This is a genomic window from Chryseobacterium metallicongregator, assembly GCF_031324065.1.
Taxonomy (GTDB): domain Bacteria; phylum Bacteroidota; class Bacteroidia; order Flavobacteriales; family Weeksellaceae; genus Chryseobacterium; species Chryseobacterium metallicongregator.
In genome coordinates this window covers 396,471-415,561 of the sequence record NZ_JAVIXS010000001.1, presented here as the reverse complement: position 1 = coordinate 415,561, position 19,091 = coordinate 396,471, and the positions used below count along the sequence as shown (strand labels likewise).

Here is a 19,091-nt window from a genome sequence, read left to right as displayed (position 1 = left end):
TTACTAAATTTTGATTCTAAAAATTGAAATTTCATTGACAAAAGAGATTAAGATTCTTTAATAAACTTCTTCTGAACGGTTATTCCTCCATCTTCTATCTCGATCATATACATTCCATGGATAAGATTGCTCACATCAATAGCATTGTTCAGGATGATTCCACTTGATATCAATCTTCCAGCAGCACTGTAAATTTTATATTGAGCTTTGAAGCTTATATTTTTTACATACAATACTGAGCTTACCGGGTTGGGATAAATGTGGATGTCTGCTTGATTAAGAGAATTTGGTACAGGTTGTTTTGAAATTCTGACCGTATAATCTTCCACCTCGCCGTCTTTGAAATTCGTACAGTTCACAGGAATACCATCCTTCTGTAAAGCGACTCTCATGACTACATATTTATAATCTGTCATACTTATGAAGGCATTGTCAGGAACAGAGAAAGTAGTACTTGCTGTTAGGTTTCCATTAGGCCCGTCTGCCAGAATTCTTTCATTGATGTCAAATTCTCCGTTTCTGTTAAAATCAATCCAGACCGCTACGCCAGCGTTAGTTCCTGAACTTAAAGTTTTTTCAATAGTAATCTGATTACCTTTTGATCCCTGGATCAACTCAATAAATTGTAAAGGATTTCCTGTGAAGTTTGAATAAGTAGATGCAAGAGATTCATTTATCATTTCCTTATTACCATTAGGTTTCACGGTCACCTTTGAAATAAATTCTGTCGTAGAATTAGCTGCTGACATCGGGCAGTAGATGACGGTTGGAGTAGTGAAATAATACAGTTTTGTAAAATTTCCCGGTACTCCGTTACAGAGATTGGCTACCTGCATTTCGTATTTAGTGAGTTCCAGCAAACCAGTGATGGTGTAAGTATTCGTAGGAACCACAACCTCTGTCCAGCTCGGAATACCTACTTTTCTGTACTTCAGTATATAAGTAGTTCCCGGAAAAGGATCCCATACCACTTCTGCCGTTGTTGGCATAATCTGAGTGATCATAAGCCCCGGAGGAGAAATTTCACATATTCTTTCTGTGGTAAATACTTTTGGATTAGACCACGGATTGGCTGTTGTTTCTCCATTACAAATATTGGCTACCTGTACTTCGTATGTTTTAAATGAATCAAGGTTTGGAATCGTATATGAATTTGCCGGTGGTTGAGGGATCGTTGGTGTATTCCATGGGCCAGCGCCTACTTCCCGCCATCTTAAAATATAAGAGGCACTTGGAACAACCGGATTCCAGGTGATTAAGGCTGAGTTTGATGTTACATTACTGATCGTTACAAATGGTGGAGTAGGATCACATCTTGTTGTAAATGTTTTTATTGGAGTATATACTCCGATTCCTGTGCTGCCACAAACCGCTGCAATTCTTACCTCATAAGTAGTAGCAGAAGTTAAAGCATTGATTGTTACAGGCGGGTTTCCTCCTAAAACAGATAGGTTTAAAGTGGTCCATGCAGAAGCAGGTGTTGTAACAGGTCTGTATTCCAGAACAAACGCATTATTGTTGGCTGCAGCAGTCCAGTTTATATTCACTGAATTATGTGTGATATTGGTAAATACAGGATTTCCCGGTGTTGTATTATTACAAGGTCTTAATCTTACAGCATAATCTTCTACCTCTCCATTGGCTGCATCTGCACACATTACAGGAGCACTGGTTCGTTTCAGTACCACTCTCATCGTAGTGGTTAGTGGACCTGTATAAATTCCTGTTGCAGGAACATTAAAAGTTGCTGTTATTGGAGTTGTTGTGCTGGCAGTAGAAGTCATTATTTTTTCAGCATCTGTGAAAACTCCGTCTCTGTCCCAATCGATCCAAGCGTTTACGGCATCAGCATACTGAGTACCTGCCCATTCTTTAGAAACCGATAATTGATTTCCCTGGGAACCGATTTCAAGATTGATAAGTGTAGTAGCAGATGTGTAACTGATGTAATTCGTTTGAACAGATGTGTTGTCCATTACTGGGAAGTTGACAGGGGTAACTTTCACATTTGAAATATAATCGTTAATTCCTGTTCCGGTCATACTGCAATACGTTAATGGCGGAGTTGTAAAACTTATACTTGGAGAAAATGCTCCCTGACTTCCATTACAGATTGTGGCAATTTGTACCTGATATCCGGTTTGCTCGGTAAGTCCTGTTATTGTATAAAAGCTTTGTCCTGCCGGAAGTGTTTGTCCTGTTGCACTTGGAAGCCAAGCACCTGTATTTCCTTGTCTCCATCTGATAACGTAAGTTGCGTTGGCGGTTTGTATCCATGAGACATACGCAGAATTATGAGTAAGGTTATTCACTGCAATAGTAGTAGGAGCAGCTGTAGTACAAGGCTGAAGATCAATGAACTTTACGTAATAATCTTCCACCTCTCCATTACTTGTTAAAGGTCCGCAGGCGTTGGCTGGAGTGAGAGAATATACAATGACACGCATTTTTACTTTACTTGTTCCCAAATAAGCATTTGCGGGAACATCAAAAGTAGCAGTAACAGGAGTTGTGCTGGAATAACCAAGATTCATAATTCTTTCTCCGCCAGCAGTGGTTGTTGGGTTGTTATCAAAAATACCATCCCCGTTAAAATCTATCCACGCATTGGTAGAATAGGTTCCTGATATAATTGATCTTCCTACAGACAATGTATTGTTAACTGAATTTCTCAGGAGTGTAATGGTCTTTGTAGGATCTGTAGAATAATCCGTATATGTTGTTGGCCCTGAGTTATTACTGGTTAAAGGTACATTGGTACCCATCATCGTAATGTTATTAATGTAACCGTTCGTAACTGTTGCTGTTGCAGCATTACAGTAAGTGAGTGCAGGTGTTGTAAAACTGACCGGGGTAGAAAATGTCCCTTGCGTTCCACAAATGGTTGCGATCTCTACCTCGTATTGAGTCTGCTCAGTTAAAGAGGTAAGCGTTACATTATTAGTAAAAGGAGTCGTTATATTGATCGTTTGCCATGTAAGGGAAGGAGGTATTCTGTATCTTACCACATAAGTTGCATTGGCTGTTGCAGTCCATGTAACATTGGCTGAGGTAGCTGTAATATTATTTATTGCAATATTGGCTGGAGGAGTGTTGGTACAACTTGGTAACGTTGTACCTGTCAATTGTACCCTCGGTAATACAGCATATCTGCTTGTTGCAGTAGGAAGATTTGCCGGGTCCGGATTGGTAGTTGAATTGTAATAAATCATTCCACGGTTATTTCCTGCAGAATAACTTCCCCAGTTGGCGGTACATGATGTTCCTGTTGAATTCTCATCAACACCTATCACCACATTGCTGACACCGTCCCATAGGAAAGGTGTGCTTAGAGGAATTTCCACCCAGGTACCAGCTACCATTGCCGGTAAAGTTCCAGAATATACCTGTGTTAAAGAGGGGGAAGGGATCCAGCTTGAAGTGGTTGCAAAATCTGCTTGTGAAGTGTTTCCCATATACACTACCCATTGATTATAATTAGCTTGGGTAGCTGCAGTTGTGGAAACAAAAAATCTGATAGCTGTTATATAATTATTCGTTCCGACAGCGGCTCCAATCTCTGAAGCCATATAAATCTGCTGGGAATAATTGAATCCAGAACAGGAATAAACGGGTAGGAAAGCATGAGTGGCAGCACCTCCACCAATTTGTCCTGGTGTAAAAGGATTACCTGCTACCCATTGTGATTTATCCGTTGCAGAACAGACAGATCTTATCCACCAGTAATAAGTAGCACCCGAAGTAAGAGAGCTGATATTAGCACTTGTTCCGGGATTGGGTGTGCCTGGTGTTGCAGCTGCAGGAGGAGTACTGTTTGTACTGTAGTAATATTCATATCCATTGGCTGGAGCTGGTGCAGGTACAAGCGGAGCAGTCCAGTTCAGTGTTGCAGAAGTAGGTGCAATATTAGATGCAGGCAAAGTAACAGGTTCAAAACATGTAGGAGCTTGTATTACCTGAACTTCGTCTAATAATACATCGTCATAAAAATCACCATTTCCTGCTACATCTTTATCAACGGCAAACTTTAGCTGAATAGTTGTTCCGACATAACTTGCTGCCAAAGGAACACCAACTGTTCTCCATTCAGGAGAATTGGTATCACCGGACCAGACTTGTACCCATCCGGAACCGTTATTTACGGCAAGTTTTAGCTGATTGTTGTCGGCAGCAGGCACTGTGCCATTGAGTGCTGTCAAATGATCCTTAAACCATTCAAATTTGATATAAGGATTCGTTAATCCGGCTAAGTTGATCTGAGGGCTAATCAGTTCAACGGTGTGTTCACCTGCATAAGGTGAAGATGCATCAACCCATGCAAAAGTTCCGGCAGGTTTCCCTCCGTTTCCGGTAGCTCCATATCCCGCTGATCCGGAAAATTTCCACTTAACATTAGCGTTCGTTGAGGTTGAAGAAGGGTTTTGGCTGATCCAGCATGCTGGTAGTGCACCACTGCTGAATGACTGTGAAAAAGGCACAGGAACAGGAGAACAGGTTTGTCCCCGGGCATGCGCAAAAATCATTAAAAATAAGATAATGGGTAGAATTTTTCTCATATAGTTTCATTTTAAGTTAGAGTCTGTTATTCAATTTACTTAAGTGTCCTTTTGAAAAGTACACGTGCTTTTTTATGGGATTCGTTTCAGAAACTCATAGAAAAACTGTGTTTTCAATTCACAGAGACGATAAGTGGGTTAAAGCATATTACTGTACTTCCACATCACCTCTTTAACAAAAGTGATCAATGGATAAACAGGAAAAATAGTAGAATACTAAGCGAGTGGGAATAATTTCGGTTGCAGATGAGTGATGGTTTAATCTATTTTATAAAAAAGCTCACTTTTCTGCGTATAAGTTGTTGTAGTTTTTAATTTTTTTTGGAATCTTTCATTTTTAGATGGTTCTCTTTGATTAGTTTTTATTGTTATGGCTTGGGTAAAATTAATTTATTAAAAATTGAATGTTACTATACTTTCGTATAGTTTTAAATCAAAGCTTGATGAATTAATTAGAAACTGATCCTCCAAAAATGCTTTCAAAAACAGAAAAAATATAAGTTTCCTTTTAAAATATTGACTTATATAAATATCTTTCTTTCATTCTTCTGCTTTTTTTCTTTTTTCATCTCCGTACAAAGTGGAAATATATAATTTCAAGGTATTAAAAATGTAATAAAATGAATCTATGTAGTTTTTTTTATTATAAAAATAAGTGATTTGTAGTTTTTAGTTTAATTATAATTAAGTTTTAATAGATTTTTTATTTAGCTTAATTATGAATATGTTTGCAAAAGTCGTCTAATAAAAAAGTTTTATATCTTATTATCATGTCAAAAATATGAGTGATAAAAATAATTCATTATATGCCGCAAAGGCATCAGAGAAGTATCTTAATGTACTAAAAGCGGTATCAGAAACCAGTCTGGGCTGTGTTTACATTGCAGATCTTAAAACAAAAAAATTAGAGTTTATTTCTGAGAATCCTCTTCTTTTTTCTGGTTTAAGTGCTGCTGAAGTTGAAAAAATGGGTTATAATTTTTTTCGTAAATACACTAAGAAGGCCGATCTTGACATATTAAAGAAAGTAAGTACCTACGGATTAAAGTTTTTTGAATGCCTTTCACCTGAAGAAAAAAAAGTACACACCATTACCTATGATTTTCATCTGAAATATGCCAATAGTGTAGATGTGCTTGTCAATCATAAGATTACACCTATAGAACTATTTGATGATGGAGAAATTTCCAAAATAGTCTGTGTAGTGTCTTATTCTCTCAACCGGTCTGCAGGAAATATCAGGATTGTTTCCAATACCTCAGAGACCTATTGGAAGTATAATCTCTTCACGGGAAAATGGACAGAAGAATCTAAAGTTGCCCTAAAATTAAGGGAAATAGAAATAATACGACTTTACCTTCAGGGATTAAAAATAGAAGAAATTGCAGAACAATTGTTTGTGTCACCAAGTACCATAAAGTTTCACAGAAGCAAATTGTTTGAGAGAATTGGAGTAAAGAATATCATCGAAGCAATATCCTACGTAATAACGAATAATTTGATTTAAACTATACTTTTTTAAATGCTTCCAGGCCGAAATGGCTGAGAATCAAAATAGAACGCTCAGTGTAACTTACAGTTTTTAATGAAAAAACTGCTTGCTTTCTGTGTATTGTTTTCTGAACATTCTCCCTCTGCAAAATGATAGAAGGAGAGTGCCCGGAACAGCTTAATTAAGCTGATAATTTGTAATTACTAAACTCAGGATGAAATGAACATAATTCTGTTCTACCTCTTTTCTGTTAATCAGTTTGTTTTTGTATTCATAAGAGTTCAGGTCTCTGGATAGTTTCTGATATGTTTCAAAATCATCACCCTTTATCTTTACTCTTATATTACCATCTTTTCTGTTGATAATGACATTATCTAAAGTTCTTACTTTAAATAAAACCTCACATAATGTAGGACGAGCCTTCATTGACCCAATATATCTTTCAACTATATTAATCTTGAACGAATCAAATATGATATTATTAAAAACGATTTTAGAATTAGGCTCCTGAGTGTTGAGTTCAAGTTTATAGTTCATTACTTTATAAATTTTGGCAAATATAAGTTTAATTATGCCAAAAAACAGACTGTTTTAATAGATCATTCCCATATTAATGATTGAATTTTATTCTGTAAACACAAAATCATGTGAAAATGTGAATATTAGGGGCTTATAAATGAGGGAAAAACAAAAGTGCTCTCAACTTTTTATTTCCTTTTATTTTTTTCATACTAGGCATTTCCGTAATTTTATTGTCTGTATAACAAAATTCATATTAATACCAATATAATGGAAAGATATAGTTATGGGATGGTTGGCCTTGGAGTAATGGGGCGGAATCTGCTTTATAATATTGCTGACAACGGATTTTCAATCGCAGGATTCGACCTTGATCAGGAAAAAGTGAAAGAATTAGAAGGTGGAGCTGCTTCAGAAATGAAGGTAAAAGGTACAGGCTCTTTAGAAGATTTCGTATCCGCACTGGAAATTCCAAGAAAAATTATTCTTATGGTTCCTGCTGGAAAACCTGTAGATGCTGTGCTGGAAAATATTACCCCACTTTTAAGTGAAGGCGATATCGTGATTGATGCAGGAAATTCTTATTTTGAAGATACCAACAGACGTGTTGCTGATCTGGCGTCCAAAAAACTGCATTTTATGGGAATGGGAGTGTCAGGAGGTGAAAAAGGTGCCAGAACAGGACCAAGTATAATGCCGGGAGGTGATCTGGAAGCCTTCAAACTTCTGAAACCAATGCTGGAAGCCATTGCAGCAAAAGTAGACAACGAAGCATGTACAGCTTATATGGGAAAAGGGGCTGCCGGAAACTATGTGAAAATGGTACATAATGGTATTGAATATGCAATTATGCAGCTTATCAGTGAAGCTTATGATCTTCTTAAAAGAGGAGCAGGTCTAAATAACGAACAGCTTTATGAGGTTTTCAAAGAATGGAATAATGGCGAAATGAACTCTTTCCTTATTGAAATTACCAGAGATATCTTCACCCAAAAAGATTCATTAACAGATAGCTATCTTGTAGATCAGATTTTAGATAAAGCAGGAGCGAAAGGAACCGGAAAATGGACTTCTGAGCAAGCTATGGAAATAGGAGTTTCTATTCCTACTATTGATATTGCTGTAACTTCAAGAATTTTATCTGCCTATAAAAACGAAAGAATTCAGGCTTCAAAAATCTATACTGAAAGCGAAATTACAAATCCGGAAAATACAGAATTATTCATTCAGGAAGTGGGTGATGCTCTTTTCCTTTCTACCTTAATCAGCTATGCGCAAGGTTTATCTTTACTGGTAAAAGCATCTGAAGAATATGGTTTTGAAATTCCGCTGAAAGATGTGGTGAAAATCTGGAGAGGAGGATGTATTATCCGTTCTGTATTGCTGGAGAAATTCTATTCAGCGTATACCCAGAATCCTAATCTTTCTAATATTCTTCTTGATCACGATATTTCTGAATTGGTAAAATCAAAAATCAAAGCTTTAAGAAAAACTGCAGGCTATGCCGTTACCAACGGAATCTCAAGTTTGGGAATCCAGACGGCTTTGGGATATTTTGATGCCTATACTACAGAATCTCTTCCTGTGAATCTGATCCAGGCTCAGCGTGATTATTTCGGAGCTCATACGTATCAGCGTATTGACAGAGAGGGGGTTTTCCATACTTCTTGGCAAAGTGCAAACAATTAAAAATTCGGAAGAAATGAATCAAAATAGAATCTTGCAGCCAACAACTATCGTTATTTTTGGTGCTACAGGAGATCTGGCAAAAAGAAAACTTTTTCCGGCATTTTATAACTTATATATCGATGGCAGAATGCCCAAAGGCTTTAATATTGTAGCATTGGGAAGGGCAGAAAATACCAACGAAAATTTTAGAAATTATATCAAAGAAAACCTTGAGAGTTTCTCCAGAAAAAAAGTGACTTCTGAAGATTGGGCAGGGTTTCAGGCTCATATTACTTATTTTCAGCATCAGCTGGATGAAGAAAGTTCTTATGAGAATCTACAGCAGAAATTGCAGGATTTTGATTCCGTGTATGGGATAAGAGCAAACAGGTTATTTTATTTATCCATTGGACCTAATTTTATTACCACGATATCCAATCATATCAAAACAACTTCATTGGCTTCTGATCCGAAAAAGGACCGTATTATTATTGAAAAACCTTTTGGTCATAATAAACAGTCTGCGATTGAATTAAACAGTCTTTTGGCTAAAACTTTTGAAGAGGAACAAATCTATCGTATCGACCACTATCTGGGGAAAGAAACAGTGCAGAACATATTGGCGTTCAGGTTTGGGAATTCAATTTTTGAACCTTTATGGGATCATAAATACATAGAATCTGTACAGATTACAGTAGCGGAAGAAGTTGGGGTAGAGACAAGAGGAGCTTTCTATGAACAGACAGGAGCATTAAGGGATATGATCCAGAACCACCTGTTGCAGATCCTGTGTATGGTAGCAATGGAACCACCTGCTTCATTGCAGTCTGGTGAAATCAGAGACCGAAAAGTAGACGTTCTTAAATCAATTCGTAGAATATCTTCCGATCAGGTGGATCATTATGCGGTAAGAGGTCAGTACGCAAAAGGTACTATAAACGGAGTGGAAGTGAAAGGTTACCGTCAGGAAGATGGAATTGCTTCGGATTCCAATACAGAAACTTTTGCTGCCATAAAATTTTATCTGGATAATGAAAGATGGCAGGATGTTCCTTTCTATGTTCGTACCGGGAAAAAAATGAAAGAAAAACACTCTTACATTACCATACAATTTAAACCGCTTCCTCACTCAACGTTCTCAGACAGTCCACATCTTTTGTCAGCAAACAGGTTGATTATTAATATCCAGCCAATGATGGATATCAGATTACAGTTCATGACTAAAAAACCAGGGCTGACGTTGGATTTGAAGCCTGCTGAAATGATTTTCGATAATTTTGCCTGTCAGGATGATACTCCGGAAGCTTATGAAACCTTATTACAGGATGCTCTTTTGGGAGATCTTACCTTATTTATGCGTTCCGATCAGGTGGAAGAAGCATGGGATGTTGTCACCACCATACAGGAAGCCTGGGAAAATAATAAAGACCTTTCTTTTCCAAACTATAAAGCAGGAAGCTGGGGACCGGAAGACGTGAATGCTTTGGTAGAAAGACAAGGACACAGCTGGGTATAAAACAATATAAATTTAAACAAACAGAAAATGAATATTACAGTATTTGACGATCTGGAAAAACTGTACGCAAAGGCTGCAGATACATTTGTTGACCTTTCAAAAAAATCTATTCAGAAAAATGACCGTTTTGTAGTGGCTCTCAGTGGAGGATCTTCGCCTAAAGCCATTTTCAAACTGCTGGCGACACCAGAATATAAAGAACAGATTGAGTGGAATAAAGTCTACTTTTTTTGGGTAGATGAAAGATGGGTTCCTTTGAACGATGATAAAAGCAACTTCCGAATGACAGATGAGGCACTTCTCAATCAGGTTCCGGTAGATCAAAACCATATCTTTCCTATGTATGCTGAAGGAATCACTCCTGAAGACTATGCTAAAGCTTATGAACAGCAGATCAGAACTGTTCTTGACGATGAAGGTGTTTTTGATTTTATCCTGCTGGGAATGGGAGATGATGGTCATACGGCTTCATTATTTCCTGGAGAAGAAGTTTTAAATGAAAAAGAAAAATGGGTTTCTGCCTATTATCTTAAACCTCAGGAAATGTTCAGAATTACTTTGACTGCACCTATTATCAATAATGCAGATCATATTCTGGCTATTGCATTTGGTGAATCCAAAAAACATGCGCTGAATGAAGTTTTGAATGGTGAATATAATCCTTCATTATATCCAATGCAGCTTATTGAGAAGAAGAATGGATTTCAGTTTTTTACAGACGAAAAAGCCAGAGGTTAATATACTTCAATCTTGAAAAAAATAAGAGACTGTCCTTGGACAGTCTCTCTTCATATCAACTATTCTATTACCGGATTCCCGGTAAATACAATTTTCTGTACATTAAAACGAAAATAAGGTACGCTAAATGAAAACAGCATCATTAGAGAACTCATGACGCTGCAGCATTTAGTGTTTTTACCTTAGTTGCTTTTTGTTCGAAACTTATAATTTTTCCAACTCAAATAGTGCTTCTATGTAAAATGGTTATTAGTTTTGAACAAATATACAAAATAAGACACTTCGTAGTGTCTAAAAGTTTAAAAAAATGAAAAATATTTTGATCAGCAATTTGAAACCTCAAGAAAACCCTTTCACATACAGCATTATAAGAGAATAATAAAATTGTAAAAAGTAGATTGAAGTATATAAAAACGACAGCATAACAGGGGACCGCTAAAAATATCATCATTACTAAAAGCAACACCATTACATACATAATGATGCTGCTGAAGTAATGTTTTGCCTCAGTATTGAATATTAAAATATTTATACTGAGGGAACTAACGGTACAACCTGATCTCTCTCAACCTCACAACTTTGATTGTCTGTTTATTTAAAAATGGTTATTAGTTTATGCAAATATATAAATTTAGACACTAAAAAGTGTCTAAAACGAAAAAAAATTCATAAACTTGTACGATTGAAAGTTTACCATGGAAAGAAAGTCTGTAGCAGGAAGTATCCGGAACAAGGAACGCAGTAAAAAAAAGTTTTTGGATGCAGTGGGAAAGATACTGAGAACAAAAGGGTATACTGCCTTGAAAGTGAATAGTATTGCTGCTACAGCCGGGGTGGATAAGAAAATGATTTATTCTTATTTTGGAGGGATAGACGGGTTGATTGATGAGTATATCCGGTCGCAGGATTACTGGAGCAAAGTAACCATTGAAGAAATCGGCAAAATAAAACCCAAGTTGGATGATGGAGGGAAATCTTTCATGGAAGAAATGCTTTTATCTCAATTTGATTATGTTTATTCCAGCAAAGAAGCGCAAAAACTCCTGCTTTGGCGCTTGTCAGAACCTCGTAAATCTTTAAAAAAACTTACAGAAACACAGGAAGAAAACGGAGAGTACATTTTTAAACTTTTGATGGATTCCCATTTTAAAGATAATGCTGAAGATGTTCGTTCTATTATGGCAATTATGGTTTCCGGACTTTATTACCTGAATATGTTTTCCTCTCTTAATGGAAGCATTTTCTGTGGAATAGATGTGAACACGCCTAAAGGAAGGGATAAGATCAAGAAAGCTATTTCTTTCATGTTGCATCATACCTATGAAAACCTCTAGATTTTTAATTTTGAAAATTGAACTTTCTATAAAAAACAAAACCATTAGAAATCTAATGGTCTGTCTATAAGTTGTGTTTCTACCTTAGTTGTTTCGTATTTGAAATTGTCTTAAAGTATGGGAACTCAATAATACAATTTGATTGTCTTATTTTTCAACCTAATAGTGTTTTAAAATATATAGTTGGTTTTAGTTTGTACAAATATATAAAATAAGACACTTTGAAGTGTGTAAAATAGTAAAATTTTTCTTAATTTTATTTAATGTTTTGAAATTCAGAATGTTATTTTTGTTTTAAGAGTAAGAAATTCTATTAATTAATCTTTTTCAATAGGTTTAATCTGTAAAATACAACAGTATTTCTATCTTATAGTAAGTATATACTTCCTAAAAAGAATAAGTGATAAAAAATATCTATAAAAAAGTATTTTATTTAATATCATTCCATTTTTTGAGATAAAAAAACAGCATCACTATAGAAAAATGATGCTGCTAGTTGTGTTTTTACCTCAGTCGTTGATGTTCGAAATATTTTAAACTGAGGGAACTAACGATACAATCTGAATAGTTTTTAATTTTTCAACTTCAATAGTGTTTTATATATAAAATGGTTTTAGTTTGTGCAAATATATACAAATAGATTAAATTAGACACTGGTAGGTGTCTAAAATGATAAAAAAATTTCTTAAACTTGTATATTGAATGTTTAGTCATGGAAAGAAAGTCAGCATCAGGTAGTATTAGGAATAAAGAACGCAGCAAAAAAAAGTTTTTGGATGCCGTTGGAAAAATACTCAAAACGAAGGGACATGCAGGGTTGAAGATTAATGATATCGCTGCTACTGCCGGAGTAGATAAAAAAATGATCTATACCTATTTTGGCGGAATGGATGGCCTGATGGACGAATATGTCCGTACACAGGATTTCTGGGTAAAAGTAACCAGCGAGGAAGTGGAAAAGATGAAACCGAATCTTGAAGATGGAGGCAGAGAATTTATCGAACATATGCTTCTTTCACAGTTTGATTACGTATACGCCAATAAAGAAGCTCAAAAACTATTGTTGTGGACTATTTCTGAGCCCCGAAAATCATTAAAAAAACTGATTGATACTCAGGAAGAAAATGGAGAATATATCTTCAAATTATTGATGGAATCCCGTTTTAAAGATAAAATGGATACCTACCGTTCTATTATGGCTATCATGGTTTCAGGACTATACTACCTCAATATGTTTGCATCTCTGAATGGTAGTCTTTTCTGTGGTATAGATACGAATACACCTGAAGGACGGGAAAAAATTAAAAAGGCAATATCTTTCATGGTAGAACAGACCCATGATAATCTATAAGTTATTATAAATAATATACAAAAAAGGGGCAAAATTATTGCCCCTTTTTTGTATGATACCTGGTAGTCTATCCTTTATGATAAGGACATCCTGAAGCTGCATCAGGATTTCCGTTGGTATTATAAAACTGTTCTTCAATAACCTTTCTCTGATCCTCAGGAATATCCTGTATCTTACGAAGAGTATTAACCTGAATATGAGGCCAGCTCGTAGTACCTCCATCGTTTCCGAAATCAAATTCAAAGAATACGATTTGTTCGTACTGAAGCTGAAGAATTTCTTTTCCGTCTTCAATGATGGTTTCAATCCACATGTCCATATCCACTTCAACAGTCGGGACGAAACGGTTGACAAAAGGAACGTTCAAAACTCCTCCCTGCGCTCCGGTTTTCATTTTTGAAGACATTCTCACATGAACATGATTGCTGACGTGTTGGCCTCTTAGCGTATCTCTTAATCTCAAATCAGGGCGCACAGAGTAAGGATAAAGATCATCAGCCAGTATTCTCTGGGTATAAATCTTGTTTGAACCCGGATCATTATCATCATCAAGCGTTTGATGAACCCACTCCGGTGCTGGTTGATCAAGATCAATGATTTCCTGAGGAGTTACTCCTGCATTTCCCATTGTACGTGAAATTGAAAGATGATTGGTTTCCCAGGCTTCTTTACCATAAGGGAACTGAGGAGAGCCATCAATTAAATAGTACGTCTTTTTATCTTTATTTTGAGGGATGATATCTCCAAGCAAAGTAATGGTACTTCCATGAGGAATAACACCGCTTCTTGAGATAGAGTAGTCCGGGATAAAATAAGGACCATCAAGTCCTGCTCCCGGCTTTATTTCCTGTGCCGGAATAATTTCATAATAAGGCTGTCCCGGCTCCAGCTGGCTTTGAAGAATATATTTAGGGTTGGGCTCTCCGTCTGGTGTTATCCTTAGCAAAGGCTCATCTCTGTATTCGCCGGTGTATCCATATTTAGCATCCTCTGTTGAAATAGCATGAATACCACGGTCTCTTTCAATAGATTCTTTCGTTGCTGCATGATTATAGACATCACTCAGCCATAGGTACATTCCGTTTTCTTCGTGGATGGGTGTATATTTCAGGGCATCCTGCCCTGGAACAGCATTAACACTTTTAATGGTTTGTTCATATTTAACTGCTCCGCAGAAAAGTTCGCTTGCACCACCACGGTTACGCACTCCTCCGGGAACGATGGAGAATGTCAGTTTCTCAATATATTCTTCACTGTCAAAAGCGAATTTTCCAGGTATTGTCCCTGAATTGGTTCCTGGGGAAGGCATGATGGTAGTATGTACTCCGCTTGCTAATGATGGTTTTGGAACGTCTTTATTGTAATTGACATTATAGCTTACCCAGGTACCATCCAGTGCAGCCAGAACTCCATAATCTACATTATTTTCAATAGCCTGCAGGTTGTCTTCTCTGAATGGTCTTACCGGATCATCAATAAGAAGTTTTGAATATCCATCCATTACTTCAGCCAGATTAACTTCCTTCTGACCCGGCATTTTGCGGAATAACTGTTCTCCTCCCGCTTCCGGACTTTCTTTTTTTCTTTTTAACATGATATATCGTTTTTATGGTTATAGATTGATGTATTCGAATGTTGGCCCAGCGTTAGTCTGCGCATCCAACGGTTGTTTCATCAGATTAACAGCCTGCTCTTTCAGGGCGTACATATACATAATAGATTTTTCAAGTTCTCTCTGATTTCCTTCTACAGCACTTTGTATAGCGTCTAATAAACGTCTGTAAGTTTTATTAAACTCAACAGCCTGTGCATGTAATTCTTTGTTTTTTATATAGTCTTCCATCTTCGGATTAGGTTTCATCGGATAAGCCTCATTCCAGTCTACCGGAAGATCTTTTCCTGTAGGTGGTGTCGTTACAGGCATCATTCCGTTTTCATCCATGAAAGGCTCATAGTTTCCTCCCAGATAGAAATGCTCATGGAAAACTTCTTTGAATCTGAAATAATGTGCCAGTTCAACCCCTTCTTCAAACTGGGATGGGTCAACATCAAAAATAGAATCATCAGCACCTTCACCTTGCCCTTTGATTTCCTGGAAAACAGCAATTACTCCGGCCAAAGCCTCTACAGAATGTAATTTTCCTCCACTTCCGTAATATTGTTCCGGACGGATCTGTTTTTTTGAATCTCCTGTAAAAATTCCACCTGTATTTAATTCCTCAAAAGTCTTCGGAAGGCTGCCATGCTTTTTGTAATAAGCAATGATTTGGAAAATAACAATATAGAAGAATAAAACATCATAATATTCACCAATGGTGTGTACATTTTCCATGATGAAAGCTTTCATGTTTTCAAGCGTCCAGAAGTTGTTTTCCTGTACTGCCGTTCTTTGAGAATATAACGCAGAAGTGTCAGCTTCGTGATCATATTTCGGAGCTTTTACCAAAGGCTGGCTTGGACTTTCAATTGCGATAAATGTGGCAATACTATTGCTTGAAAATGTTTCCAACCCTACATAGAAATCAACATTCATAGGTAATTTCATCGGATAAGTAGGGTAGTTTTCCTGTTTGTTGACAGAAGGCTGAATATCAATGGCATTCAGAACATTACAAACCATAATCAGATGAAGCATTTCTTCTACAGCAACACTTCTGATAATTTGTGAAGCCAAAGCGTTAGTTCCATCCTTGATTGAATACAAAGCCGTAAGGTAAGGAGGGATTGTAGAGTGTTCGATAAGAATGGCCGTTTGCAATAGATCTTGTAAAACCGGTTTATAATCAATTTCCGTTATCCCTTTTTTTAATTCTGAAACTCCAGAACCCAACTCAGATTCCAGATAAGCATTGAAATCTTTGATCTGATCATTAAGCAAAAGATTCGTTAAGGTTTTGCTGTGATGTTTTAACCCTTCTATCCAATCTTCTTTGCCAAGTGTTGAATCAAATAATAAAGAAGGTAATGAAATGGTTTCAGTAACAACGGCGCTTCTTGCAGCCATCCTTCCTGCGGTTAATAACGTTTCCTGTGGTTGTGCTGTTTTATTGATAAGTCTTTGTCTCATGATGTTATTTTTTTAGTTGAATTTCAAGATCAGCAAGAATAGATTCTACAGAACGGATCGTGAATGCTGATAAGGTTAAAGTAGGGTTTGAAGTTCCCAGAGTCGTCATATTTCCTGCGCCTACGACGTATAAATTCGGATGATCCCAGGTTTTGCAATAGCTGTTGGTTACAGAATCTTCTGCTGTAGAACCCATTCTGTGAGTTCCTACGATATGGCCAGCTCCGTTATAAGAATATCTTTCTCCGTTGTACATCACAGAATTTTTGTCTTCCGCAGTATACTTTGTGAAATTCTCAATATTTAATCTTTTAAACATCTGATCAGAGGCATGTTTTGCCTGTTCCATTGCTTTCATTTCATACTCTGTCAGTTCATAGTGAATAACAGGGCGCGGAATTCCCATTACATCCAGATACTGATCGTTAATCGTAACTCTGTTATTAGGATTTGGAAGCTGTTCAATTTCAAAATGAAATAATACCTGCTTGGAAAGTCTGTCGGTGAGCTTTTCTCTTAATTTTGCTCCAAAATGTTTTTCTTTGATAAAGTAGGCTACATCAGAACCCGGAGAAAATGCCGGCCATCCCCAACCCCAGTTGTCAAGAGGAGAGATCCATGCTGAAAATTTATCTCTGAAGCTTCCGTCACGGAAAGACGAAATGTTTGTGGTAGAACCTGGGCCTCTGTAAGGATAAACCGGTTCAGGGAAAAGTCCCCAGGTAAGCATTACCATATGATCCATCAGGTTTCTTCCCACCTGATCACTGCTGTTAGCCGCTGTTTTGACAACGTTGTTAACCGTATATTTGGAGTTCAGTAGAATTTTTGGGTTTTCAAAAGCATTAGCAGCCAAAATCACAATAGCCTCTGAAGTATCAATAGATTCTTCAACAAAATCTGTTTTCTCTTTTGAAGTATATCTTCTCAAATGAACCTTGGAGATTTTATCTTTATCATTTTGGTCAATACTTAATCTGTAAACCACACTCTGCGCCTGAATCTGCATGTGTGGATTACGCTTAAGATTTTCGTTGTCATTAAGTTTATATAAAGCTTTTTTCAAGGTTTTTAAAGCATTATATTTAGCCTGAACAGGGCAGATAGGAACACATGACGCATTTCCTTCACAACGTTCTCCCATATAAGGATTCCAAACAGAACCAAGTGCTTTGTATTCTTCTTTTTCAGAGCTGTCTAAAACCAGTTTGTATCCGGAATCTTTTGGCTCAGCTTTGATGATCTTTGTTTTCCCGTATTTTGGATTCGGAATAGAGTTTCTTCCCTGTGGAGAAGGCACCATCATTAAAGGAATCTCTCCGGAACTTAGTTTCACACTTGTGCCTTTAAGCCCTTCGATAATCTTATGATCCATATAACTCTGAGGAATTTCTTCCATCGGAAATACATAATTCCCATAATATTCTTCCGTTTTCTCCGTAATTGGATATTCCTGCCTTGAAACATCTCCAGAAACCCCGATTTCAAATTCTGCCATTTCATAATAAGGCCTTAGTTCTTCATAATTTATCGGCCAGTTGATAGAAGTTTTTTCATCAGAATCCGGCTTTGGAATGGTAATGCCATATTTTTCTGTAAGTTTAAAATCATTGGGAAGCATTCTTGGTGTAGTTCCCAGCCAGTGAAGGGTAGTCCCACCACCTACTCTTATCGCATCACTTGCAAAAGGCATTGGCCCAAACTGTACCAGATATCCCTTTTTATCCGGATACGGCTGCACAATGTGTTCCATATCCAGAACGTTGGGAGAAGGTGCCTGTTTTAAGTTCGGATAAGGAGAATTGGGAACTTTGGCTTCCTCTCTGTAAAAAGTACGGATATATTCATTGTAAGTGGTCATTGAGGATACGGAATCCAGTTCGATACCAGCTTCCAGACCTGCTTCGTACATAAGGATTGATATTTCCTTGATATTATCCGATTTTCCGGCATCTGCACGGTGGATCATTTTTCCTTTGGTTATATCAAATACATGATCGGACAATAGCTTCGCGATCAATGATCCTGCGATCCCCGTTCCTACGATGATCACATCTTTTTTGTTATTGGTCTGGCTCATGAGTTACTGTTTACAGGTTTAATATTCCATGATTTATATCCCGGCTGCTTGGCTCCCGGAGGATGAGAGTGCATAAGATTCCATACAAGACCTTCCTTGTAAGAAAGATCATTGATATAGGCTCCTTCCCAGGTTCCCAAATACCACATGGTGATTACTTTTCCGGCAATGTCATTCATTCCCGGATTGCTGATAATTTCAGATTGAATGGCCTTGTTTACTTCTTCTTTACCTGAATGATTTTCAAGAATATTTTTAGAAACGGTAAGGAATTCCACGAAAGTTGCTGCTTCCATGCTTTTTAAAACATAAGTATAATACGTTTCTGCAAGCCCTGTTGACTGTAGTTCATTTACTGTAAATCCGGCAAGTGCTTCCGAGATAGACATAAACACGTCGAAATAATAATCGTCGACGTTGAGGATTTTGTTAATAATATTCATTTCGTTAAAAATTTGGGTTAGATATCTTCAACTCCTTTTAATGGGAGGTTATCATGCCGATCGATCTACAGTTGCCGGATTTTTCAGATAGCACCTCTTTTTCAGAAATGATTGAATGTTTTTCAAGCGATCCATAGTTATCAATTTTGTTTATCCGAAATTAATCAGAACTCAGCAGATGGGATTCAGTATTTCTACGTAATTTGTGTTTATTTAATTTTAATTTTTTGTAACAAACCCTTTGTATTAGGCTGTTTCAGAAGGTTTTGTTTTCACCTAGTTTAGAATTATTTTAAATAATTTGGTATTGAATATAAAACAGGATTT

At 36.9% G+C, this 19,091-nt stretch carries 12 protein-coding genes; 6 read left to right on the top strand and 6 right to left on the bottom strand.

Annotation, left to right across the window (positions count from 1 at the left end):
• Positions 1–47 precede the first annotated feature (47 nt).
• Complete coding sequence (locus REB14_RS01920; protein WP_309521338.1) at positions 48–4,556, bottom strand: GEVED domain-containing protein; 4,509 nt, start codon at positions 4,554–4,556, stop codon at positions 48–50.
• Positions 4,557–5,337: 781 nt separating this feature from the next.
• Here REB14_RS01920 and REB14_RS01915 point away from each other — a divergent pair.
• A complete protein-coding gene (locus REB14_RS01915) occupies positions 5,338–6,063 on the top strand; it encodes a response regulator transcription factor (RefSeq protein ID WP_079242016.1) in 726 nt (241 codons plus the stop codon).
• 162 nt (positions 6,064–6,225) lie between these two features.
• Here REB14_RS01915 and REB14_RS01910 read toward each other — a convergent pair whose 3' ends face one another.
• Positions 6,226–6,585, bottom strand: coding sequence for a hypothetical protein (locus REB14_RS01910; RefSeq protein WP_034696561.1), 360 nt, complete (start codon positions 6,583–6,585; stop codon positions 6,226–6,228).
• Between the two features lie 252 nt (positions 6,586–6,837).
• On the opposite strand from REB14_RS01910, the gene gndA reads away from it, so the two are divergent.
• The 5 genes from gndA to REB14_RS01885 all read left to right on the top strand — a co-directional run bounded on the left by gndA (position 6,838) and on the right by REB14_RS01885 (position 13,174).
• Positions 6,838–8,256 (top strand): NADP-dependent phosphogluconate dehydrogenase, encoded by a 1,419-nt coding sequence (gndA, locus tag REB14_RS01905; RefSeq protein WP_309521337.1) that lies wholly within the window; start codon positions 6,838–6,840, stop codon positions 8,254–8,256.
• 13 nt (positions 8,257–8,269) lie between these two features.
• The gene (zwf, locus tag REB14_RS01900) at positions 8,270–9,751 is read left to right on the top strand and encodes a glucose-6-phosphate dehydrogenase (RefSeq protein WP_309521336.1); all 1,482 of its coding nucleotides are present in this window, start codon (positions 8,270–8,272) and stop codon (positions 9,749–9,751) included.
• A 27-nt stretch (positions 9,752–9,778) separates the two neighbouring features.
• Positions 9,779–10,489: a 6-phosphogluconolactonase gene (gene pgl / locus REB14_RS01895; RefSeq protein ID WP_309521335.1), complete on the top strand. Its 711-nt coding sequence runs from the start codon at positions 9,779–9,781 to the stop codon at positions 10,487–10,489.
• A gap of 695 nt (positions 10,490–11,184) precedes the next feature.
• Positions 11,185–11,823, top strand: coding sequence for a TetR/AcrR family transcriptional regulator (locus REB14_RS01890; RefSeq protein WP_079242013.1), 639 nt, complete (start codon positions 11,185–11,187; stop codon positions 11,821–11,823).
• A 712-nt stretch (positions 11,824–12,535) separates the two neighbouring features.
• Positions 12,536–13,174, top strand: a complete 639-nt coding sequence (locus tag REB14_RS01885) for a TetR/AcrR family transcriptional regulator (RefSeq protein ID WP_079242012.1) — start codon at positions 12,536–12,538, stop codon at positions 13,172–13,174.
• Between the two features lie 67 nt (positions 13,175–13,241).
• Here REB14_RS01885 and REB14_RS01880 read toward each other — a convergent pair whose 3' ends face one another.
• The 4 genes from REB14_RS01880 to REB14_RS01865 are packed head-to-tail and all read right to left on the bottom strand — an operon-like array spanning position 13,242 to position 18,764.
• Positions 13,242–14,768, bottom strand: coding sequence for a peroxidase, FMP-type (locus REB14_RS01880; RefSeq protein WP_079242011.1), 1,527 nt, complete (start codon positions 14,766–14,768; stop codon positions 13,242–13,244).
• 18 nt (positions 14,769–14,786) lie between these two features.
• Positions 14,787–16,241, bottom strand: coding sequence for a ferritin-like domain-containing protein (locus tag REB14_RS01875; protein ID WP_309521334.1), 1,455 nt, complete (start codon positions 16,239–16,241; stop codon positions 14,787–14,789).
• A gap of 4 nt (positions 16,242–16,245) precedes the next feature.
• Positions 16,246–18,321 (bottom strand): GMC oxidoreductase, encoded by a 2,076-nt coding sequence (locus REB14_RS01870; protein ID WP_079242009.1) that lies wholly within the window; start codon positions 18,319–18,321, stop codon positions 16,246–16,248.
• Entirely contained in the window at positions 18,318–18,764 is a 447-nt protein-coding gene (locus REB14_RS01865) for a hypothetical protein (protein WP_145953246.1), read from the bottom strand. Before REB14_RS01865 ends, REB14_RS01870 begins: the two co-directional genes overlap by 4 nt.
• Positions 18,765–19,091 lie beyond the last annotated feature (327 nt).